The organism is Clostridiales bacterium FE2011 (assembly GCA_017569305.1).
Taxonomy (GTDB): domain Bacteria; phylum Bacillota; class Clostridia; order Christensenellales; family Aristaeellaceae; genus Aristaeella.
Map to the genome: position 1 here is coordinate 958,848 of CP069418.1, position 17,540 is coordinate 976,387.

Sequence of the window (17,540 nt, forward strand, 5' to 3'; positions counted from 1 at the left end):
AGGTTAGAAGTGCCTGTATTATTTGTACAGATTTTGTTTCCCGTTCAGCACTGCGGACAGCAGTTTCTCGCCGTTGTATACAAGTTTCAGGGAGAAAAACGGGATCTCTTCATCCAGCAGCCTGTGAAAGATCCGGTCGCCTTCCCACTGGGGCAGGGCATCCAGGTCCTTCTTCTTCATCCAGACCAGCTCGCCCTCGTCGCAGTCCGTCAGTTCGCCCGTGTATTCATCGGAAGTAAACAGATGCATCCGTTCCGTTTCATACTGATCGCTGACGAAGGTCACGATCCCCCGGTAGCGCCAGGAGGTCATGGTCAGCCCGGTCTCCTCCCACACCTCGCGGAGAGCGCAGTCCTCCGGGCTTTCCTTGTCCTCAAAGCGGCCGCCGATGGCAACCCACTTGTCGTGGTTCATATCATTCTTTTTCCGCGTCCGGTGCATCATCAGCACCTCATCCCCGCGGTAAAGATAGCACAGCGTGGAATCAATCACAGCAGTGCCCTCTGGATCTTTCCGGAAACCGTCTTGGGCAGTTCATCACGGAACACAACAATCCGGGGATACTTGTAGGGAGCGGTATGCTGCTTGACGTAGTTCTGGATTTCCTTTTTCAGTTCTTCCGTGGGCTCAGTACCCTTGGTCAGCACGATGCTGGCCTTGACTACCTGGCCGCGGACTTCGTCAGGCGCAGCGCTGACGCCGCACTCCAGCACGTAAGGCAGTTCCATGATCACGCTCTCGATTTCGAACGGTCCGATGCGGTAGCCGCTGGACTTGATCACGTCGTCCGCGCGGCCCACATACCAGTAGAAGCCGTCTTCATCGCACCATGCCACGTCACCGGTATGGTACCAGCCGTCGTGCATAACTTCCTTGGTCTTTTCCTCGTCCCGGTAATACTCCCGGAACAGGCCGATCGGAATGCCGTTGGAGATATCCACACAGATCTCGCCGGAGGTACCGACGGGGACTTCTTTTCCTTCCGGATCCAGCAGCGCCACCTTGTAGATCGGCACCACCTTGCCCATGGAACCCAGCTTGTGATCCGCACCCGCCAGGTTGCCGATGATCATCGTGCTCTCCGTCTGGCCGAAGCCCTCCATAACCTGCAGGCCCGTCTGCTTCTCAATCTGCCGGAACACTTCCGGGTTCAGCGCTTCACCGGCGCTGGACGCATGCGTCACAGAGGACAGGTCATACTTGCTCAGGTCCTGCTTGATCAGCATCCGCCACATGGTGGGCGGCGCGCAGAAAGTAGTGATATGGTACTTCGCAAACAGCGGCAGGATATCCGCTGCGTCAAAGCGGTCAAAGTCATACACGAAGATGGCAGCCTCGCACAGCCACTGGCCGTAGATTTTGCCCCAGCCGGCCTTTGCCCAGCCTGTATCGGAGATCGTCAGGTGCAGGCCGTTCGGGTTCACACAGTGCCAGTACTTGGCGGTATGCAGATGTCCCAGGGGATGCTTGTAGCTGTGGGCGGCAATCTTCGGATAGCCGGTGGTGCCGGAGGTGAAGTACATCAGCATCAGGTCGTCGCCGCAGGGCGTATCGTCCGTACGGTGGAAGTGGGTGGAATACATCTGGTATTCTTCGTCAAAGTTATGCCAGCCTTCCCGTGTTCCGTTCACGATCAGCTTCAGCTCCAGGCTCGGCGCGTTCTTGGCGGCCAGGTCTGCCTGGTGGGCGGTATCCCCGTCCGCGGTGCAGATGATGGCCTTGATGCCGGCCGCGTTGAACCGGTATTCAAAATCATGCTCCTGGAGCTGGGCCACCGCCGGAATACCGATGGCGCCGATCTTCTCCAGGGCCAGGATCGAGAACCAGAACTGGTAGTGCCGCTTCAGCACCAGCAGCACCCGGTCACCCTTTTTGATACCCAGGGATTTGAAATAGTTCGCGCAACGGTTGGAAGCGCGCTTCAGGTCGTTGAAGGTGAAGCGGTGCTCGTTCTTATCCTTGTCCAGGTGAAGCATCGCCAGCTTGTTCGGCACTTCGTCCGCAATGGCGTCGATCACGTCAAAGGCGAAGTTGAACTTTTCGGTGTTCTTGAAGGCAATCTTCACGGGCGTACCGTTCTCGTCCTTTTCCACGTCCGCATAGCGGTGCCACACACGGGTACGGCCGTTTTCCGCCGGGAACTCCTGCAGGGCGGTACCGGGCACAGCCTTTTCCGGCGTCAGTTCCGGAATCGGGGCGCCGGTGGGATTCAGGACGATGGCATAGAAGAGGCAGTCCTGGCCGCCCACGGCAATCATACCGTGAGGCGTACCGGAATCGTAGTAGATGGAATCGCCGGGATTCAGCACGCTGATATGCTCGCCCACCTGCACCTTCAGCTGGCCTTCGATGACGATATCGCACTCCTGGCCTTCATGGGTGGTCAGCTTGATGTCTTCCTTTTCGGCTTCCGCGCTATAGGCGGCCTGCACGTACAGCGGCTCAGCAATCCTGTTCCGGAAGGAAGCCGCCATGTTGTAGTAAATCATGTCATGGGCTTCCTCAATCCGCTGGCCTTCGCCCCGCCGGGTCACGGTAAAGGAGTTCAGGTTCGGGCTGGAACCTTCGATAATGTCTCCGACGTCGACGCCGAAGGCAAGCGCGCAGCGATACAGAAACGCAAAGTTCAGGTCGGAGCGGCCCAGTTCGCAGTCGATATACTCCTGCTCGGTCACGCCGGTCTTCATTGCCATTTCAGCAATCGTGAAGTTTTCAATTTCCCGCAGCTCCCGGATCCGGTGAGCCATCTCCTGAATCTTGTAATTCAGTCCCGTCATCTGTGCCATGATCTTACCTCCCGTGTCATCCTGAACAAAGTGAAGATAATGAAAAAGCCCGTCCCAAAGTTTAGACTTTGAGACGAGCTTGAATAGCCCGCGGTACCACTCAAATTGCGGCTCATCACCGCCACTCTTGAACCCCAACAGGTTCTATGCCCTTACGCGGCAGTCACGGGAAGGTTCTACTTGCGCCTTCGCTTTCTTCCTTCCGGCTCTGGAGCTACAGCTCGCGGGCTCTTCCCACGGCTTGCACCAACCGCCGTGTCTCTGAAAGCCGATACCCGTTGCCCTCTCCTTCAAGGCCTTTATCGGAAGTTTACGCTCTTCCCCCTGTCTTGTCAACAAAAAATAATGTACGTCTTCTGTTTCCCCGTCAAAAAAGTTCGTCTTTCAGGCAAAAAAAGCATGTCTTCAGGACCTTTTTGCCTTCTGTCAATGGCATTCCCCGAAAAAAATCATTCTTTTATAAGAATTGCTTCATGCTTTTGTCATGTTTTCCGATTGACACTTCTCCTCTCTTTTCCTATGCTTGTGCATGTATTCCCCTATGGAATAAACGGATCGATTGGAGGATAAGAAATGGATAGCAACAAACGGCCCGAAAGCATGGAACGGATTACGACTCCCGCCCTCGCACAGGCATTCATTGCCGAGCAGGTGGAAGCAGTCCGCAAACAGGTGGGTGACAAAAAGGTTCTGCTGGCTCTTTCCGGCGGTGTGGACAGCTCCGTTGTCGCTGCCCTGCTGATCAAGGCCATCGGCCAGCAGCTGGTATGCGTGCATGTCAATCATGGCCTGCTCCGCAAAGGTGAACCCGAACAGGTTATCGAAGTTTTCCGCAACCAGATGAAAGCCAACCTGGTGTACGTGGATGCAGTCGACCGCTTCCTGGACAAGCTGGCTGGCGTCAGCGATCCCGAACAGAAGCGCAAGATCATCGGTGCCGAGTTTATCCGTGTCTTTGAGGAAGAAGCCCGCAAACAGGATGGCATCGCTTTCCTGGCACAGGGTACCATCTATCCTGATATTACAGAGAGCGTCGGCGTCAAGGCTCACCACAATGTCGGCGGCCTGCCGGACGACCTCCAGTTTGAACTGGTCGAGCCCGTCAAACTGCTCTACAAGGACGAAGTCCGCGTTGTCGGTAAAGAACTGGGACTGCCGGACGGCATGGTTTACCGTCAGCCCTTCCCCGGCCCCGGCCTGGGCGTGCGCTGCGTCGGCGCCATCACCCGTGACCGCCTGGAAGCGCTCCGTGAAGCCGATGCCATCGTCCGTGAGGAGATCGGCAAGCTGCCCGAGGTTCCGTGGCAGTACTTCTGCACCATTCCCGATTTCCAGTCCACCGGTATCAAGTATGTGGACGGCAAGGGCCAGCGCTACATGGGCTGGGCAGTGATCATCCGCGCAGTCAACACCGTGGACGCCGTCACCGCCACCGTGCCGGAGATTCCCTTCAGCGTGCTGTGCACCATGCGTGACCGGATCATCTCCACCGTCGACGGTGTCAACCGCGTTCTGTGGGATATCAGCGAAAAGCCCGTCGCCACCATCGAGTTCGAATAAGCGCATAATCTTCCCGGGTATCCTTGTTCTTCAAGGTGCCCGGGTATTTTTTTGTATTCCGGACAACTTTGCTGCGTCCTTTTTCCCGGGCAAAGTGCTCATTCCGGAAACAATGAACCGTCCTTCTTTTATCGGCACTCTATACGGAAAGACAACCGCCCTTCTCGAATTAAAAAATCCCGGGATGAATTCCCGGGAAAGCATATATCGTTCATTTCAGTACTTTTTCCTTACTGTGAGAGACATCCATTGTCATCCCGCACCTCAGAAGCGGTCACTCTTCCATTTTCCGGGTAACATCCGAATACTCCGGAACGCTTGCGATTCCACCGTGCGTCTGCGTTGAAAGGCTTGCAGCGGTACAGGCAAAACTGACAATCCGGCGGAGTTCTGTTTCTGTCAGATCTGCCGGCGTTTTTTTGCACCTGATAAACTGACTCATTGCGCTGCCGCCGAATATATCGCCGGCGCCGGTTGTGTCGACAACATGAATACCGGACGGACTTTGCACTGTCACGCGATTCGTGCCATTTGCAGCATAGCAGCCCTTGGGTCCCAGCGTGGCATACACCAGTGAGACGCCGTATTCCCGCAGCAGCTTTTCAGCGCCTTCTTCCGGGGAAAAGCCCCACAGCCAGTCAATCTCCTCATCACTGATCTTGACAATATCCGCCTGATGCAGGCTCCACTCAATCGCTTCCCTGGCATCCTCCTCCCGCTTCCACAGTGGCTTGCGCAGATTGGGATCCAGGCTGATCAGCGCACCGTGGCGCTTTGCCAGTTCAATGGCATGTCGGGTAGCCCCGGCGGCAGGCTCATCCGTCAGAGAGAGCGTGCCGAAGTGGAAAACTTTCGCGTCCGCGATGAGCTCTTCATCCACTTCTTCCGGGGTCAGACAGGTATCGGCGCCCGGTTTACGAGCGAAGCTGAAATCCCGGTTCCCGGACGCGTCCAGGGAAACAAAGGCCAGCGTTGTAAAAATGTTCGGGTCAATCCGGATCCCCCGGGCATCTATCCCGGCATCCTCCAGTGTTTTCACCAGCGCTTTCCCGAAGGCGTCATCGCCGACTTTTCCGATCATGGCAGTCCTGCAGCCGTACTTTGTCAGCGCTGCCAGGAAATTGCCCGGCGCTCCGCCCGGGTTGGCGGACAGGACCGGGTATCCTGCCTCATTGACGGAATGTGGGGCAAAATCGATCAGCAGTTCACCGAGCGCAACCACGTCATAATGTTTCATCCGTGTCATTCCTTTTCAATCAGCGAGTATTTTGTGACATCCATCATCACTTGGCCATCGGCTTCAAACGAGATCTTCCGTGCATCGGACCCTGTGAGGATGGTGGCGGTCATCACCTGTTCCCCGTCATTGATAAAAACCTCCATACTGAAGCGGTCCAGAATCACATGCAGCCGGATTTCACCCCGCTGATCGGATACCAGGCATCGGCGCTGATGGATATATGCTCGCCTGGATCCTGAGAATTTGCGGTCAATCTGCAGCCATGACTCATAAGGCCGGTAGCTGAGAACTGAATGGTATTTCTCATTCTGGGCAAACTTCATGATGAACTTCTGGTAGGGGGTATCCGGATCAGCGCATCGCAGATGGATATCCAGTTCAACAACCCGCCCTTCGATTCCTTCCAGGCTCTTTTCTCCGTCCAAAAGGACATCCCGATACTCCACTTTCCCGCTTCTGTACTGCGCCAATTCCCGGACCGGCTGCTGGTAAAGACGGCCATTCCTGAAGAACAGTTCCCGCGGCAGGCTCATCTGGCCAAACCAGGGCCGTTCTTCATAACCGGTTGTTTTGCAGGTGTCCCAGTTTTGCATCCAGCCGATCATCACACGCCTTCCGTCAGGAGTCAGAATGGTCTGCGGAGCGTAAAAGTCAATCCCGTAATCGATCGCCTGGTTATTCTCCTCGACGAACCGGTCTCCGTCCATTCGCCCTGTGAGGCAGACGGTACCGTTACCGTTATGGTATTCAAAGTCTTCCGGAAGCATATCCTGCGGGCTGACAAACAGTACATGTTTTCCGTCCAGTGGGAAGAAATCAGGGCATTCCCACATGAGGCCGAACCGTCCGTCATTCTCTGCCAGTACTCCGACATACCGCCATTCAAATCCGTCCCGGCTTTCATACTGGAGCAGAACGCCCCGTTTGTCCTCCCGGCGTGCACCCACCACGCAGCGGTATGCCCCGTTCTCTGTCCGCCAGATCTTCGGATCCCTGAAATCGTAGGGACTCAGGTCTTCCGGAAGTGCATTGCTGCCGAGAACCGGGTTCTTTTCATACTTTTGGTAATCTGTTCCGTCGCCGACTGCAATGCACTGGGTCTGAAACTCTCTGGACTTATCCCCGCCCTCCTGCCGCACGCCCGTATACATCAGCAGTTGCCTGCCGTCCGGCAATTCCGTCGCGCTGCCCGAAAAGCATCCGAAGGAATCATACGGAGCGTCCGGAGCCAATGCGGCAGGCAGATAAGTCCAGTGAAGCAGGTCATGGCTGACTGCATGTCCCCAGTGCATGGCATCCCATTCCGTATCATACGGATTGTACTGGTAGAACAGGTGATACTGGCCGTGGTAATAGCAGAAACCGTTGGGATCGTTCATCCATCCGGTCAAAGGCGTCAGGTGGAAAACCGGACGGCTTTCCCGCGGGATTTTTCCGCCTTCAGCCTGCTCATACGCCCTGGCAAACAGCAGGCTGTGGTTTACCGTTTTCTTCATCGTTTTACCTCGTATACTCTCTCAGGTCAGTCCATGTAACCGTATTGCTCTCCGTGAACAGGCGGATAGGCTTCCCGCTGACGCCGTACAGCCGCACGGTCAGGGATGCCTCGTCTCCCAGCCAGAAGATTCCGGCGGAACCTTCCTGGATATAGGTAAAGCTGTATTCCTTTCCGGCTTCCAGCGCCGCGGCTGTTTCAGTAATCAGGGTACCGCCCTCATTGAATGTCAGCTGCAGCTTCTGTTCTTTCGGATTCAGGCAGATAATCTTTGTTTTTTCATCCTGTCCGTTATAGTCAAAAGCCAGCCCGAAGCTTCCTTTCCCCGTATACGTCACTTTTCCCTTCAGCATGAAACTCTCATAGGCGGTAAAAGCATCCGTATAACTGTAACGGGATCCTGCGCGGATTTCAATCTGATCCTGTTCAATCAGCAGCTCCCGCCGTTTGTCAAACTGGGCCTCAACCGCTTTTACCGGAATCAGCGCCAGCTCGCCGTTTTCTTTCTGCGCCAGCTGCTGTACTGCCAGATTGCCGGCCCAGCCGGAAACCTCCGAGGTGGAGGAGGGGGATTCGCTCCGGCGCGCCCAGCCGACCATATAGGAACCGTCCTGGTTTTCCACATGCTTTGCAGCATAGAAAAGCTTGCCGTCCAGCCGTTTTGCTTCCCCGTAGGGGCCATACGGAGTATCTGACATTGCGTACCAGAGGGTATCGTCCTGGGCGGAATACGTCAGGTAATACCTGTCCCCGATCCGGAAAGTGTCGCTGCATTCCAGGTTCCAGAAGTTTTCCTTCGCTGTATTTGTAAAAATGATCCCGTCGTAATCAGCCTTCTGCAGGTCTCCGCTCAGGGTATATTTGAGGATCCTGGCCTTACCGTCCTGTGCAGCGGTCACAGTCATATGGATCACGTCGTTTTCCGCGTCGTAATACGCCTGCGGATCCCGGAAATCCCGTTTCTGTCCCAGTTCGGCCGGCGGTGTGATTTCCCAGCCTTCCACCTTCTCAAACTGATCCGGAGCAGTTCCCTTCGCTACCATGATTTTTTCCATATACTCATAGATATCGTAAGAAGCATGGCCGGTGTAGAAGAAATAATAGGTATCCTTTACTTTTACAACAGAACCCGTGCCTGCCCATCCGTCCTGTCCGCCGCTGCGGCTGCTCTCCAGGATGGGATTGTCGTATTCGGTATAGGTTACGAAGTCCTTTGTTGTCGCCAGGTAAATAGAGTGGTTGTAGGAATCGCCGCCCTCTTTCAGGTAATAGATATACCAGGTGCCGTCCTCATAATAAGGCATCGTGTCGCCCACATAGGGCTGGTTGATGCCGTCAATGGCCGGCCTGAAAAAGGTTCTGTACTCATAGGCTTCCTCCTGGCTTCCCGGTGTCCGCAGTGCGGAAAAATCCTTGTCATTCTCAACAGCGGCAAACGGTTCCCCGCTTTCCGGAGCTATCGGGGCAGCTGCTGCAGGAGCCTCTGTCACAGTGTTCTGTGTGTTCCCGTTGTTCTGGCATCCGGCCAGCAGCATCGCGCAGGCCAGGAGAAGGGCCAGGAGAAGGGCCAGTCTTTTCTTGTTCATCATTAACCTCCTGACAGAAGGACAGGGAGGATGAACTGATCCATCCTCCCTGCGGTTCGTCTGCTGTTTACTGGACGGTCATCTGGTAAATTGTCATATTCTGGAACTCTATCGTGACCTCACCCATCTTGGACAGGGCTTCCGAGCCGAACTGGAACAGCAGTTCGAAATCCATGTCCACCACAAACGTATCCTTTGTGGAGAAACGGAAGGTCTGGAATTCCGTCGTCAGGTCCATGCCTTCAGAGAAGCGGGGATCCCAGCCTCCCATCGGGTTCAGGAACACGCCGCAGGATACCGGCTGCGTCGCTCTCGCGGTGATTTCCACGGTATAGTAGCTGTCGGAAGCCAGCGTCAGGGGATTGCCGCCGATACCGCAGATCAGCTTGTTGTGCCAGTCGACGGTGCCACCGTTGTCAATCCGGTAGAAGAAGCTGCCGTCCTGCGCCCAGATGGTGCCGACGCCGCGCTCGTTGTCTTCATCCGTTCCGTTGAAGGTTGCCCACGGGCAGTCTGGATTTGTCGCATTGGCCGTATTCGATCCGAATGGCATGAACGCGTCAATCGTCTTGTGGGTTTCCTTGTCTCCTTCCACATTGCCGAAGACGACGTCGCTGATCACAATGCTGTTGGACGTCACGCCTTCCGGAGGATTGCCAATCTGCAGGCGGATCACGGGATCATCCACATCCGCTTCCGCGGTGAAGACGCTGGAGACGACAGTTTCTTCCCCGGCACCGGCACTGATGCCGTTGAAGTTTGCCCGGTTTTCCCATCCTTTTTCCGCGCTTTCCACCAGTGCTTCACCGCCCTGGCCGTTGGCCGCCGTCATCTTGAAGCTGTAGAAGTACTTCTTGCCCTTCTCGACCTTCGTGTCGCCCAGCAGGATGTCTGCCTTGACGCTCCATACGCCGCCGTCCGCGTTGGGATAGGTGTCGATGGTCACCGTCGCTTTGCCGTCCGCGAAGCCGACGCTTCCCGTTGCTTCTTCACTGGTTGTAACTGCCACGCCTTCGCCGGCAGCGAATTCGGATGTGTAGACCGGAACCTGGGTCTCTTCACCGGAAATCTCATACAGTTCGATCTTATCAATCGTCACTTTGAAATCTTCCGGTGTGGTATCTTCCGCGTTGTCCGGATTCGGGGTAATCTTGCCCAGGTTGAACAGCAGTTCTGCGCTGCCTTCGCCGGGAGAAGTGAAGTTCAGCTCCAGCGGAGCGATCTCCGGACCGATCTCCACATTGAACGCGCCGCCGAAGGTTTCCCAGCCCTCCGCCTGTTCGTTCCGGGCAAGGATATGCGCATAGGTCTTCTTGGTGGATTTCGCCCAGATCTTAATCCTGTAGTCCGCCGCTTTCAGCGGATATCCCGCCTTGGCCAGCTGCACGGCGCCGTCTCCGTCACCCGGATTCTTGATTTCAATAACGTAAGCGCCTTCTTTCAGCTCTGCTGTGGCTTCGGCAACCTCGGTATTGATCTTTGCTTCCCAGCCGCGGTTGTCCGTCACAGCGGCAGTGCTGAAATCAAAGGTTTTGTAAACCGTCTCTTCGCTGGTTTTCTTGGTAACCGTCAGGGTCGCGTAATCCTCAGCTGTCTCGCCGTTCGCGTCTGTTACGGTATAAGTCAGTTCATAGTCACCCGGATTTTCAGGGGTTGCTTTTCCGTTTCTGAAATCCAGAGCCGGCATGGCGTCTATCTCGATCAGATCCGTCAGATCGCCGCCCGCGCCGTCGGTTGCGGTAACGCCTGCCAGGGCATCAAACTCAGTTCCGGCCATCACGCTCTGGTCATGCACCCCGTCCAGCGTCGGCGCGCCGTCCGCGAAAGCAGGTCCGGCCGCGGCCAGCATGCATACAGCCAGCAGCAGGGAAAGAATGATATGCAGCCTGTTCCTCATTATAATATCCTCCTTCATTATTTCGCGGCAAAGCGGTCATAGGCGTCCTGGTATACTTTCTGGATGCCGGCCAGGTTGACCTTACCGTTCAGGTCGTTCTGGAATGCTGTCCAGGCATCGTCGCTCACGCCGCCCTTCATCAGCCAGCTGATCAGGTTGGTCCGGATATAGTCATTCAGGTTCGTCTCATAGTTGCTCAGCGTGTTCAGTTCTTCCAGGGTAAACTGGAGGTTCGGGAACGGAATCACATTTTCCGGTACGAAGGGCTTGGCGCACTGCTGCAGGCGTTCCAGGCGCAGCTGGGCGCGGGGTTCCATATGAACCACATTGTTCCAGGCGTATTCGCCCAGATAAATGATACCCAGCGGTGCATTCTGCAGCCGCAGCTCGTCCGTGGTCACGCCTTCCGGCAGCGGCTTCTGCATCAGCATGCCCTTCTCATCCCGCTCTTCCTCATAGACGATGCCGATGGGGCCGTAGTTGATCTGGGCGGAAATCACGGGATCGTAATACCGGTCAAAATAAGCAAGCAGGATCTCAGGATACTTGCAGTCGGAGAACAGGATCACTTCGCCGGTGCTGACCTCCGGATTGTTGGAAACGCAGATGGTCTGATCCCCGTTCGGTCCGATCAGCGGACTGCACACAATATAGTTTTCGGGATTGGAAACCACCGTTTCGCTTTCCCACCAGTAGAAGGCGCCGTAGGTCTCCAGGCCCTTGCCGTTGGCCAGGAAGTTGTCCTGGCTCTGTTCAAAGCTGACCTTGTCGATCAGGCCCGCGTCCACCCACTTGGCAATGAAGTTCGTCGCTTCCTTGAAGCGGTCGTCCTGAATCGTGTAAGTGGCTTTGCCGTCCACAATCACCCGGTGCTCCAGGTTGTCGTTCAGGCCGAACATGCCGTACAGATCGCACTGGTTGCCCTGCCAGTTGTTGTAAACGAAGCTCAGGGGCCGCTCATCGTCAGTCTTGCCGTTTCCGTTCATGTCATGATCCCGGAAATAGGTCAGGATTTCTTCCATCTGGCTGCTCTTCAGCGCCAGGCCGTCCTTCAGCTGGTCTGCCGTCAGGTCGCTGACTGCGCCGGCTTCGATGGCTTCCTTCGTCCAGGCAATATTCAGGAACAGCAGGTTCGGGCTCTGCAGCAGGCCCATTTCTTCAATGCGGGGGAGAGAATAAATCTTTCCGTTTTCCACGTTCAGCAGCTGGTTCTTGATGTCAGGCCGTTCTTCCAGCAATTTGGAGAAATTCGGCATATACTCCAGGTAATCGCTGATCGGCACCAGCACCTTGCGCTTGGCGTATTTGATGATTTCTCCGGCGCCCATACCAGCGTGGTAAATCGCATCCGGACGGTTGTCCTTGTTGCCGAAGATCAGGTTTTTCTGCTGGGAATATACAGACTCGGATACATTTTCCCAGTTGACCTGCACGTTCGTCTGGGCGAACAGGTCAGTCATGATCTTCATGTCGTTGTAATCCTTCGCGCTGGCATTTTTGGAGGAATACACCTTGAAGGAAATCTCCTTTGCGCCCTGCTCATTCAGGATCGGGGCGGAAGGATCCTTCCACTGGAATCCGTAGGTATCGGTCAGTGCGTTGCCGGTCGCGGGTGCCGCAGCGGTATCATCCTTCTTCTCTTCAGCCGGCGCTGCTGCGGTTTCTTCCTTCTTTTCTGCCGGTGCTGCGGCGTCCTTCTTGTCTCCGCCGCTGCAGGCAGTCAGTGTAACCGCCAGAACGATCATCATCAGGACAAGCAGCCATTTTTTCAGGTTTTTCATGTTGTTTTCCTCCTTCTTTATCCCTTCAGGGAGCCAATCATGACACCTTGTGCAAAGTATTTCTGGACAAACGGATACAGGCACAGCACCGGCAGGCTGGAGACGATCACGGATACATACTTCAGCTGGTTTGCCAGGCGGTACTGCTGCAGAATCGTTTCGCCGCTTCCGCCCACGGTGCTCTCACTTGCAATCAGGATTTCCTTCAGCACCAGCTGCAGCGGATACTTGTTTTCATCCTGCAGGAAAATCATGGCGTTGAAGTAGCTGTTCCACTGTCCGACCGCATAATATAGCGCCATAACGGCAATGATTGCCTTGGACAGCGGCAGCACAATGGAGAAGAAGGTCCGGAATTTTCCGGCGCCGTCAATCCGTGCTGCTTCCAGCATGCCCTCCGGAATGGACGATTCAAAGAACGTCTTGCTCATGAACAGGTTCCAGACGCTCAGGATTGCCGGAAGGATCACCGACCAGGCGGAGTTGATCAGCTTCAGGCTGCTCATCACGTTATAGAACGGGATCAGGCCGCCGCCGAAGAACATCGGGATAATGAAGTAAATCATCCAGAACTTTTTCCCGGGGGTGGTTCTGCGGCTCAGTCCCCAGCCGGCGGGAATCGTCACCACCAGCGAAAGAACTACCGTCACCACGGTATAGATAATGGTGTTGAGGTATCCCCTCCAGATATCACCCCGCTGGAATACTTTCTCATAGCCTTCAAAGGTGATATTCACGGGAGCCAGCACCACCTGTCCGCCCAGCACCGCGTCCGGGTCGGAGATGGAGGCAATCACGATAAAGTAAAGGGGATACAGAATGATCAGTGCAAGCAGGCCGAGGATACAGGCGTTGATCACAAAGAATATCTTGTCGCCCTTTGTATCCTTCAGTGCGTTGTTCCTGATATTGATTGCGGGTGCTTTCTGAGTCATCTTCGTTCCCCTCCTTACCACAGCGAGTTCTCGGAGAACCGTTTGGATGTCGTGTTGGCAATGATCAGCAGCACAACGTTGATCACGGAGTTGAACAGACCGATGGCCGTTGCGTAAGCCTGATCCGGAACGCCTGTCAGACCGCGTTTGTACACGTATGTGGCGATCAGTTCACTGACAGCCAGGTTTCCGTCGGTCTGCATCAGCAGGGCCTTTTCATAACCCACGCCCATCAGGCCGCCGATGGACATGATCAGCATCACGCTGATCATCGGCATGATTGCGGGAATGTCCACATGGAGCACCCGCTGGAACCGGCTTGCGCCGTCGATCATGGCCGCTTCATGCTGTACAGGATCCACGTTGCTCAGGGCGGCGATGTAGATAACCGCGCTCCAGCCGAAGTCCTGCCAGTTGCTGGACAGGATATACAGCGGGCGGAAGGCGGAGCTTTCCAGGAAATAGGATACCCGCTCCGCGCCCAGGCTTGCGGCAATGTTGTTCACCAGGCCGTAACGCCCGAAGAACAGCTGCAGCATACCGACCAGAACAACCAGCGAGATAAAATGGGGAGCGGTATAGATAGTCTGGAAAACCTTCCCCGTCTTCTTCCGTTTCAGCGCGTTGAGTGCGAGGGATACGATGATCGGAAGCGGGAAACCGATGACAAATCCGACAATACACAGGATGAATGTGTTCTTCATCAGCGGCCAGAACTGTACATCGTTGAAGAATCTCGCAAAGTTTTCAAAGCCGACCCAGATCGTGGTGTCAGAGAGAATTTTATCTCCCGGCATAAAATCCTGGAACGCAATCAGGACGCCATAGATCGGAAGATAGTTAAACAGGAATACCACCAGAACGGCCGGCAGAATCATCGTGAGATACGGAAAGTTCTCCCTGAAATTCCGCAGCCGGTATCCGGGGGTCACGTTTTTCTGCCGCTTTGAAGCGGCAGGCAGTTGCTTCACGCCTTGCATTTTTCCCCTCCTCGCCAGTTTGCAATGTCGCGTCGTTTATGCAGTTGTAACATCCGTTATCCGGCTTCCCGGATTTCAATTGTATTTTACACATTGATTTACATATTGTCAATTGTTTTTGTGCAGTTTGTATATTTTTATTTTATTATGTTCGTTTTATTGCCATTTTTAACAATCTATTTCGATGTCAGGACGTGATATGTTTACATTATGTAAACTTGTTTTGATCGTTCCGTTGTGTTACAATATGTAAACAAAACAGGCATAATGTCACAAAAAAACAGAAAGGTCGGAAACGATGCCTTCCAAAAGAATCACTATGCAGGACATCGCGGATGCCTGCGGTCTTTCCCGAAATACAGTTTCCAAAGTTTACAATGGCCGCGGTTCTGTTCCCCAGAACACCCGGAATCTTGTTTTACAAAAAGCAAAGGAACTGGGATACGGGTCCCCCGCGGAAAAAGTCTTCGCTTCTCCCCCGTCTGTCGGGAATATCGCCCTGCTGACCTGCCACCTCCCCAGCCAGCTCCATTTTGGCACCCTGTTCCTTTCTTCTTTTACAGATATGATCAGCCGGGAAGGCTATGCGCTGAAAATTTATGAAATTTCACAGGAGGAGCTGGAAAAAAGGCAACTTCCCCCTCATTTTGTTCCGGAGCAGATTGCCGGGATCGTCGGAATCGAGCTTTTTGATCCCGATTATGTAAGCACGCTCTGTCATCTTGGCATTCCGATGGTTCTGACGGACAGTTCGGCTGAAACAATCACCTCGCTGATTGAGTGCGACTATGTGACTATGGAAAACATTGCCGGAATTATGGCAGTCATCCGGCGTCTTGTGAGGGCAGGTGCCCGGCAGATCGGATTCGTCGGGGATTATAACCACTGCGGCTCTTTCCGGGAACGGTGGTACGGCTATCAGCAGGGGCTGATGGTAAACGGACTTCAGTACGATAAGCGATTCTGTATCTGTGAACCCGACTCCTCACCCTATGATGATTCCGCCTGGCTGCTGTCGAGGATCAATCAGATGCCGTCTCTGCCCGATGCTTTTGTCTGTGCCAACGATTACCTGGCGATTTCACTGATACAGGCTCTGAAAAAAAAGGACCTGTCAATCCCGGAGGATATCATGATTACCGGTTTTGACGGAACAATGCAGTCTGCCTTCACCGATCCCCCGTTGACCACGGTCAAGATCTGTGGTACGGAAATCGGACGCCTGGCGGCTGAATCGCTGCTCAACCGGATCCGTATTCCTTCCTTCCCATACAGTTGGACCCATGTGAAATCAACCCCGATCTGGCGGGAAAGCATCCGTAAAACCTGACGCTTTGCGTATCGTTTTCTTCAGCGGGAAGTTCCGGGCATCCCGGAGAAACCCGTGGCGACCATCGAGTTCGAATAATATCAATATCCCGGGGACCTTATTTACAAAGGTCCCCGGGATATTTTTTATCTTGCGGCAGGTCAGTAAGACAAATGGCATTGAAATACAGCGTAAGCCGGGCATGATGCCCGGCTTACGTTTTTCCAAAAAGTGCGTCCTCAGAAGGAAGAAACGCCGTGGCTGTTGACCAGTCCCGTCAGCTTTTCCCCTGCCTTGCACATCGGGCAGTTGTGGGAGGAGCAGCTGACATAATCGGGGAGGTTCTCCTTTACGGTGAAAACACTCTTGACCGGGAAGCCTTCACATTCATCAATCGCGGAGAAGATGGCTGCAACACCTGCGGGAACACCGCTGTAATACCTGATAGCCTCGATGGCGGAGCGGGCGGTAAAGCCGGTGGCCAGGGAGGCTGCCAGCACCAGCACATGCTTGCCCACAATCATCGGGGCAATATTGTCCCGGAAGATCAGCTGGCTTCCGGAGGTATGTTCCGGAGTCACAACGTAAATCGTCTGGTGTGCATTCATGCTCCGGAACCCGGCCTCGGACAGTGCTGAAGCCATGCAGGCGCCCAGCACCTCCGTTCCGTCCAGGCAGAGGATGGAGTCCACGATCGTGGAATTCTTGTACATGCCGCACAATTCTTCTGCGGCAATCCGGGCTTCTGACAGCCGGTGCTTGGTCATAGTCAGGTCAATGTAGTAATTGATATGGCTGTGGCTTGTGGCGAAATGCCCATGGGCGACGCGCAGACGTACCTTGTTCTGGTGATTCGGAATCTCAACAATCTGGATAGACATGATTCGTTCCTCCTCCTGTATGAAATTCTGTAAAACGGTATTTCTGTGAATCTACTATAAACCATTTCCCTCTTGAGAGCAAGTGGGCCGGCGGACATACGGTAAAACAGTTTGGATAAAAACCGCCCGTCGCAACCATCGGGTTCGAATAATCACATTTTGGCAAAAAAAGGAAGCCCGGCTGCAAAAAACAGCCGGGTTTTTATTGCCTGAAATCAGCCCGGTGTGGTAATATGTTGTATCAAGAGCAGACAATTAAATCCGTCTGTTAATCTTACACAGAAGCAACCGGAGGTATAGTATGGTTTTTGACTGGGTAACTTTTGGAGAACCGCTTTCTTTCTGGCAGATGGTTCTCAGAATCGTGGCCGCGGTCATCTTCGGAGCCATTATCGGTGTCGAACGGGAAATGAAAAACAGGCCGGCAGGCATGCGGACGCATGTGCTGGTCTGCCTGGGTGCCGCGCTGATCGGTCTGGTGGAACAGCAGACCATTGCCCATGTGGTAGCGCTTGGTGCATCTCAAATCAATGTCAGCGTAGGGCGTCTGACAGCACAGATTGTATCAGGCGTCGGTTTCCTGGGTGCCGGAACAATCATCATTGCCGACCGTCGGATCTCCGGCCTCACCACCGCGGCCTCCCTGTGGTGCGCCGCCTGCCTGGGCCTGGCTGTCGGTGCCGGATTCACCACCATGGCGCTGGTAGCCTGTCTGGTGGTCATGGCCGTGCTGAAGATGATGCAGCAGATCGTACATGTGAATACCTACAAGCGGCTTGAAATCCAGTTTATTCATCGGAATGAAACGCTGAAATACATCCGGGACACGTTTGACCAGATGGAAGTCAAAATCCTTGATCAGGATTTTCACGCGGAAAATACACAGGATGGACAGAATATTTATACAAACGTATATACGCTGTCCATGCCCGGCAAAACGGAATACCAGGATTTGATTACGATCCTGTCCGAGCATCCGAACATCAGAACCGTCAGAACCCGGAACGTATAAACGGAATCAGGCGCATACAGATGCGCAGCTTCAGCAATGTTCAAAAAGCCCGATCCTTTTACAACGAGGATCGGGCTT

Annotated in this window: 13 protein-coding genes; 3 read left to right on the top strand and 10 right to left on the bottom strand. The window is 54.4% G+C overall.

The window, feature by feature from the left end; all coding sequences use genetic code 11:
• Nucleotides 1–18: 18 nt before the first annotated feature.
• Both JRC49_04580 and JRC49_04585 read right to left on the bottom strand, forming a co-directional pair.
• A complete protein-coding gene (locus tag JRC49_04580; GenBank protein ID QTE72103.1) occupies nucleotides 19–492 on the bottom strand; it encodes an 8-oxo-dGTP diphosphatase in 474 nt (157 codons plus the stop codon).
• The gene (locus tag JRC49_04585; GenBank protein ID QTE72792.1) at nucleotides 489–2,777 is read right to left on the bottom strand and encodes an AMP-binding protein; all 2,289 of its coding nucleotides are present in this window, start codon (nucleotides 2,775–2,777) and stop codon (nucleotides 489–491) included. The genes JRC49_04580 and JRC49_04585 overlap by 4 nt, the downstream gene beginning before the upstream one ends.
• 582 nt (nucleotides 2,778–3,359) lie before the next feature.
• Between JRC49_04585 and guaA the strand changes: the two genes are divergently transcribed.
• On the top strand, nucleotides 3,360–4,346 hold the full coding sequence (guaA, locus tag JRC49_04590) for a glutamine-hydrolyzing GMP synthase (protein ID QTE72104.1): 987 nt from the start codon (nucleotides 3,360–3,362) through the stop codon (nucleotides 4,344–4,346).
• 274 nt (nucleotides 4,347–4,620) lie between these two features.
• On the opposite strand, the gene JRC49_04595 is transcribed toward guaA, so the two are convergent.
• From JRC49_04595 to JRC49_04625, 7 genes are all read right to left on the bottom strand, one after another.
• Complete coding sequence (locus JRC49_04595) at nucleotides 4,621–5,583, bottom strand: carbohydrate kinase (protein QTE72105.1); 963 nt, start codon at nucleotides 5,581–5,583, stop codon at nucleotides 4,621–4,623.
• A 5-nt stretch (nucleotides 5,584–5,588) separates the two neighbouring features.
• Complete coding sequence (locus tag JRC49_04600; protein QTE72106.1) at nucleotides 5,589–7,082, bottom strand: glycoside hydrolase family 32 protein; 1,494 nt, start codon at nucleotides 7,080–7,082, stop codon at nucleotides 5,589–5,591.
• Between the two features lie 4 nt (nucleotides 7,083–7,086).
• Complete coding sequence (locus JRC49_04605; GenBank protein QTE72107.1) at nucleotides 7,087–8,667, bottom strand: hypothetical protein; 1,581 nt, start codon at nucleotides 8,665–8,667, stop codon at nucleotides 7,087–7,089.
• A 67-nt stretch (nucleotides 8,668–8,734) separates the two neighbouring features.
• The gene (locus JRC49_04610; protein QTE72108.1) at nucleotides 8,735–10,564 is read right to left on the bottom strand and encodes a hypothetical protein; all 1,830 of its coding nucleotides are present in this window, start codon (nucleotides 10,562–10,564) and stop codon (nucleotides 8,735–8,737) included.
• Between the two features lie 17 nt (nucleotides 10,565–10,581).
• Nucleotides 10,582–12,345, bottom strand: a complete 1,764-nt coding sequence (locus tag JRC49_04615) for a hypothetical protein (GenBank protein ID QTE72109.1) — start codon at nucleotides 12,343–12,345, stop codon at nucleotides 10,582–10,584.
• Nucleotides 12,346–12,362: 17 nt separating this feature from the next.
• The gene (locus tag JRC49_04620) at nucleotides 12,363–13,280 is read right to left on the bottom strand and encodes a carbohydrate ABC transporter permease (GenBank protein ID QTE72110.1); all 918 of its coding nucleotides are present in this window, start codon (nucleotides 13,278–13,280) and stop codon (nucleotides 12,363–12,365) included.
• 14 nt (nucleotides 13,281–13,294) lie between these two features.
• Entirely contained in the window at nucleotides 13,295–14,158 is an 864-nt protein-coding gene (locus JRC49_04625) for a sugar ABC transporter permease (GenBank protein ID QTE72793.1), read from the bottom strand.
• Nucleotides 14,159–14,558: 400 nt separating this feature from the next.
• Here JRC49_04625 and JRC49_04630 point away from each other — a divergent pair, with 400 nt between their 5' ends.
• Complete coding sequence (locus JRC49_04630) at nucleotides 14,559–15,590, top strand: LacI family DNA-binding transcriptional regulator (GenBank protein QTE72111.1); 1,032 nt, start codon at nucleotides 14,559–14,561, stop codon at nucleotides 15,588–15,590.
• A gap of 218 nt (nucleotides 15,591–15,808) precedes the next feature.
• Here JRC49_04630 and JRC49_04635 read toward each other — a convergent pair whose 3' ends face one another.
• Nucleotides 15,809–16,450 (bottom strand): orotate phosphoribosyltransferase, encoded by a 642-nt coding sequence (locus JRC49_04635; protein QTE72112.1) that lies wholly within the window; start codon nucleotides 16,448–16,450, stop codon nucleotides 15,809–15,811.
• A gap of 301 nt (nucleotides 16,451–16,751) precedes the next feature.
• Between JRC49_04635 and JRC49_04640 the strand changes: the two genes are divergently transcribed.
• A complete protein-coding gene (locus JRC49_04640; protein QTE72113.1) occupies nucleotides 16,752–17,462 on the top strand; it encodes an MgtC/SapB family protein in 711 nt (236 codons plus the stop codon).
• Nucleotides 17,463–17,540 lie beyond the last annotated feature (78 nt).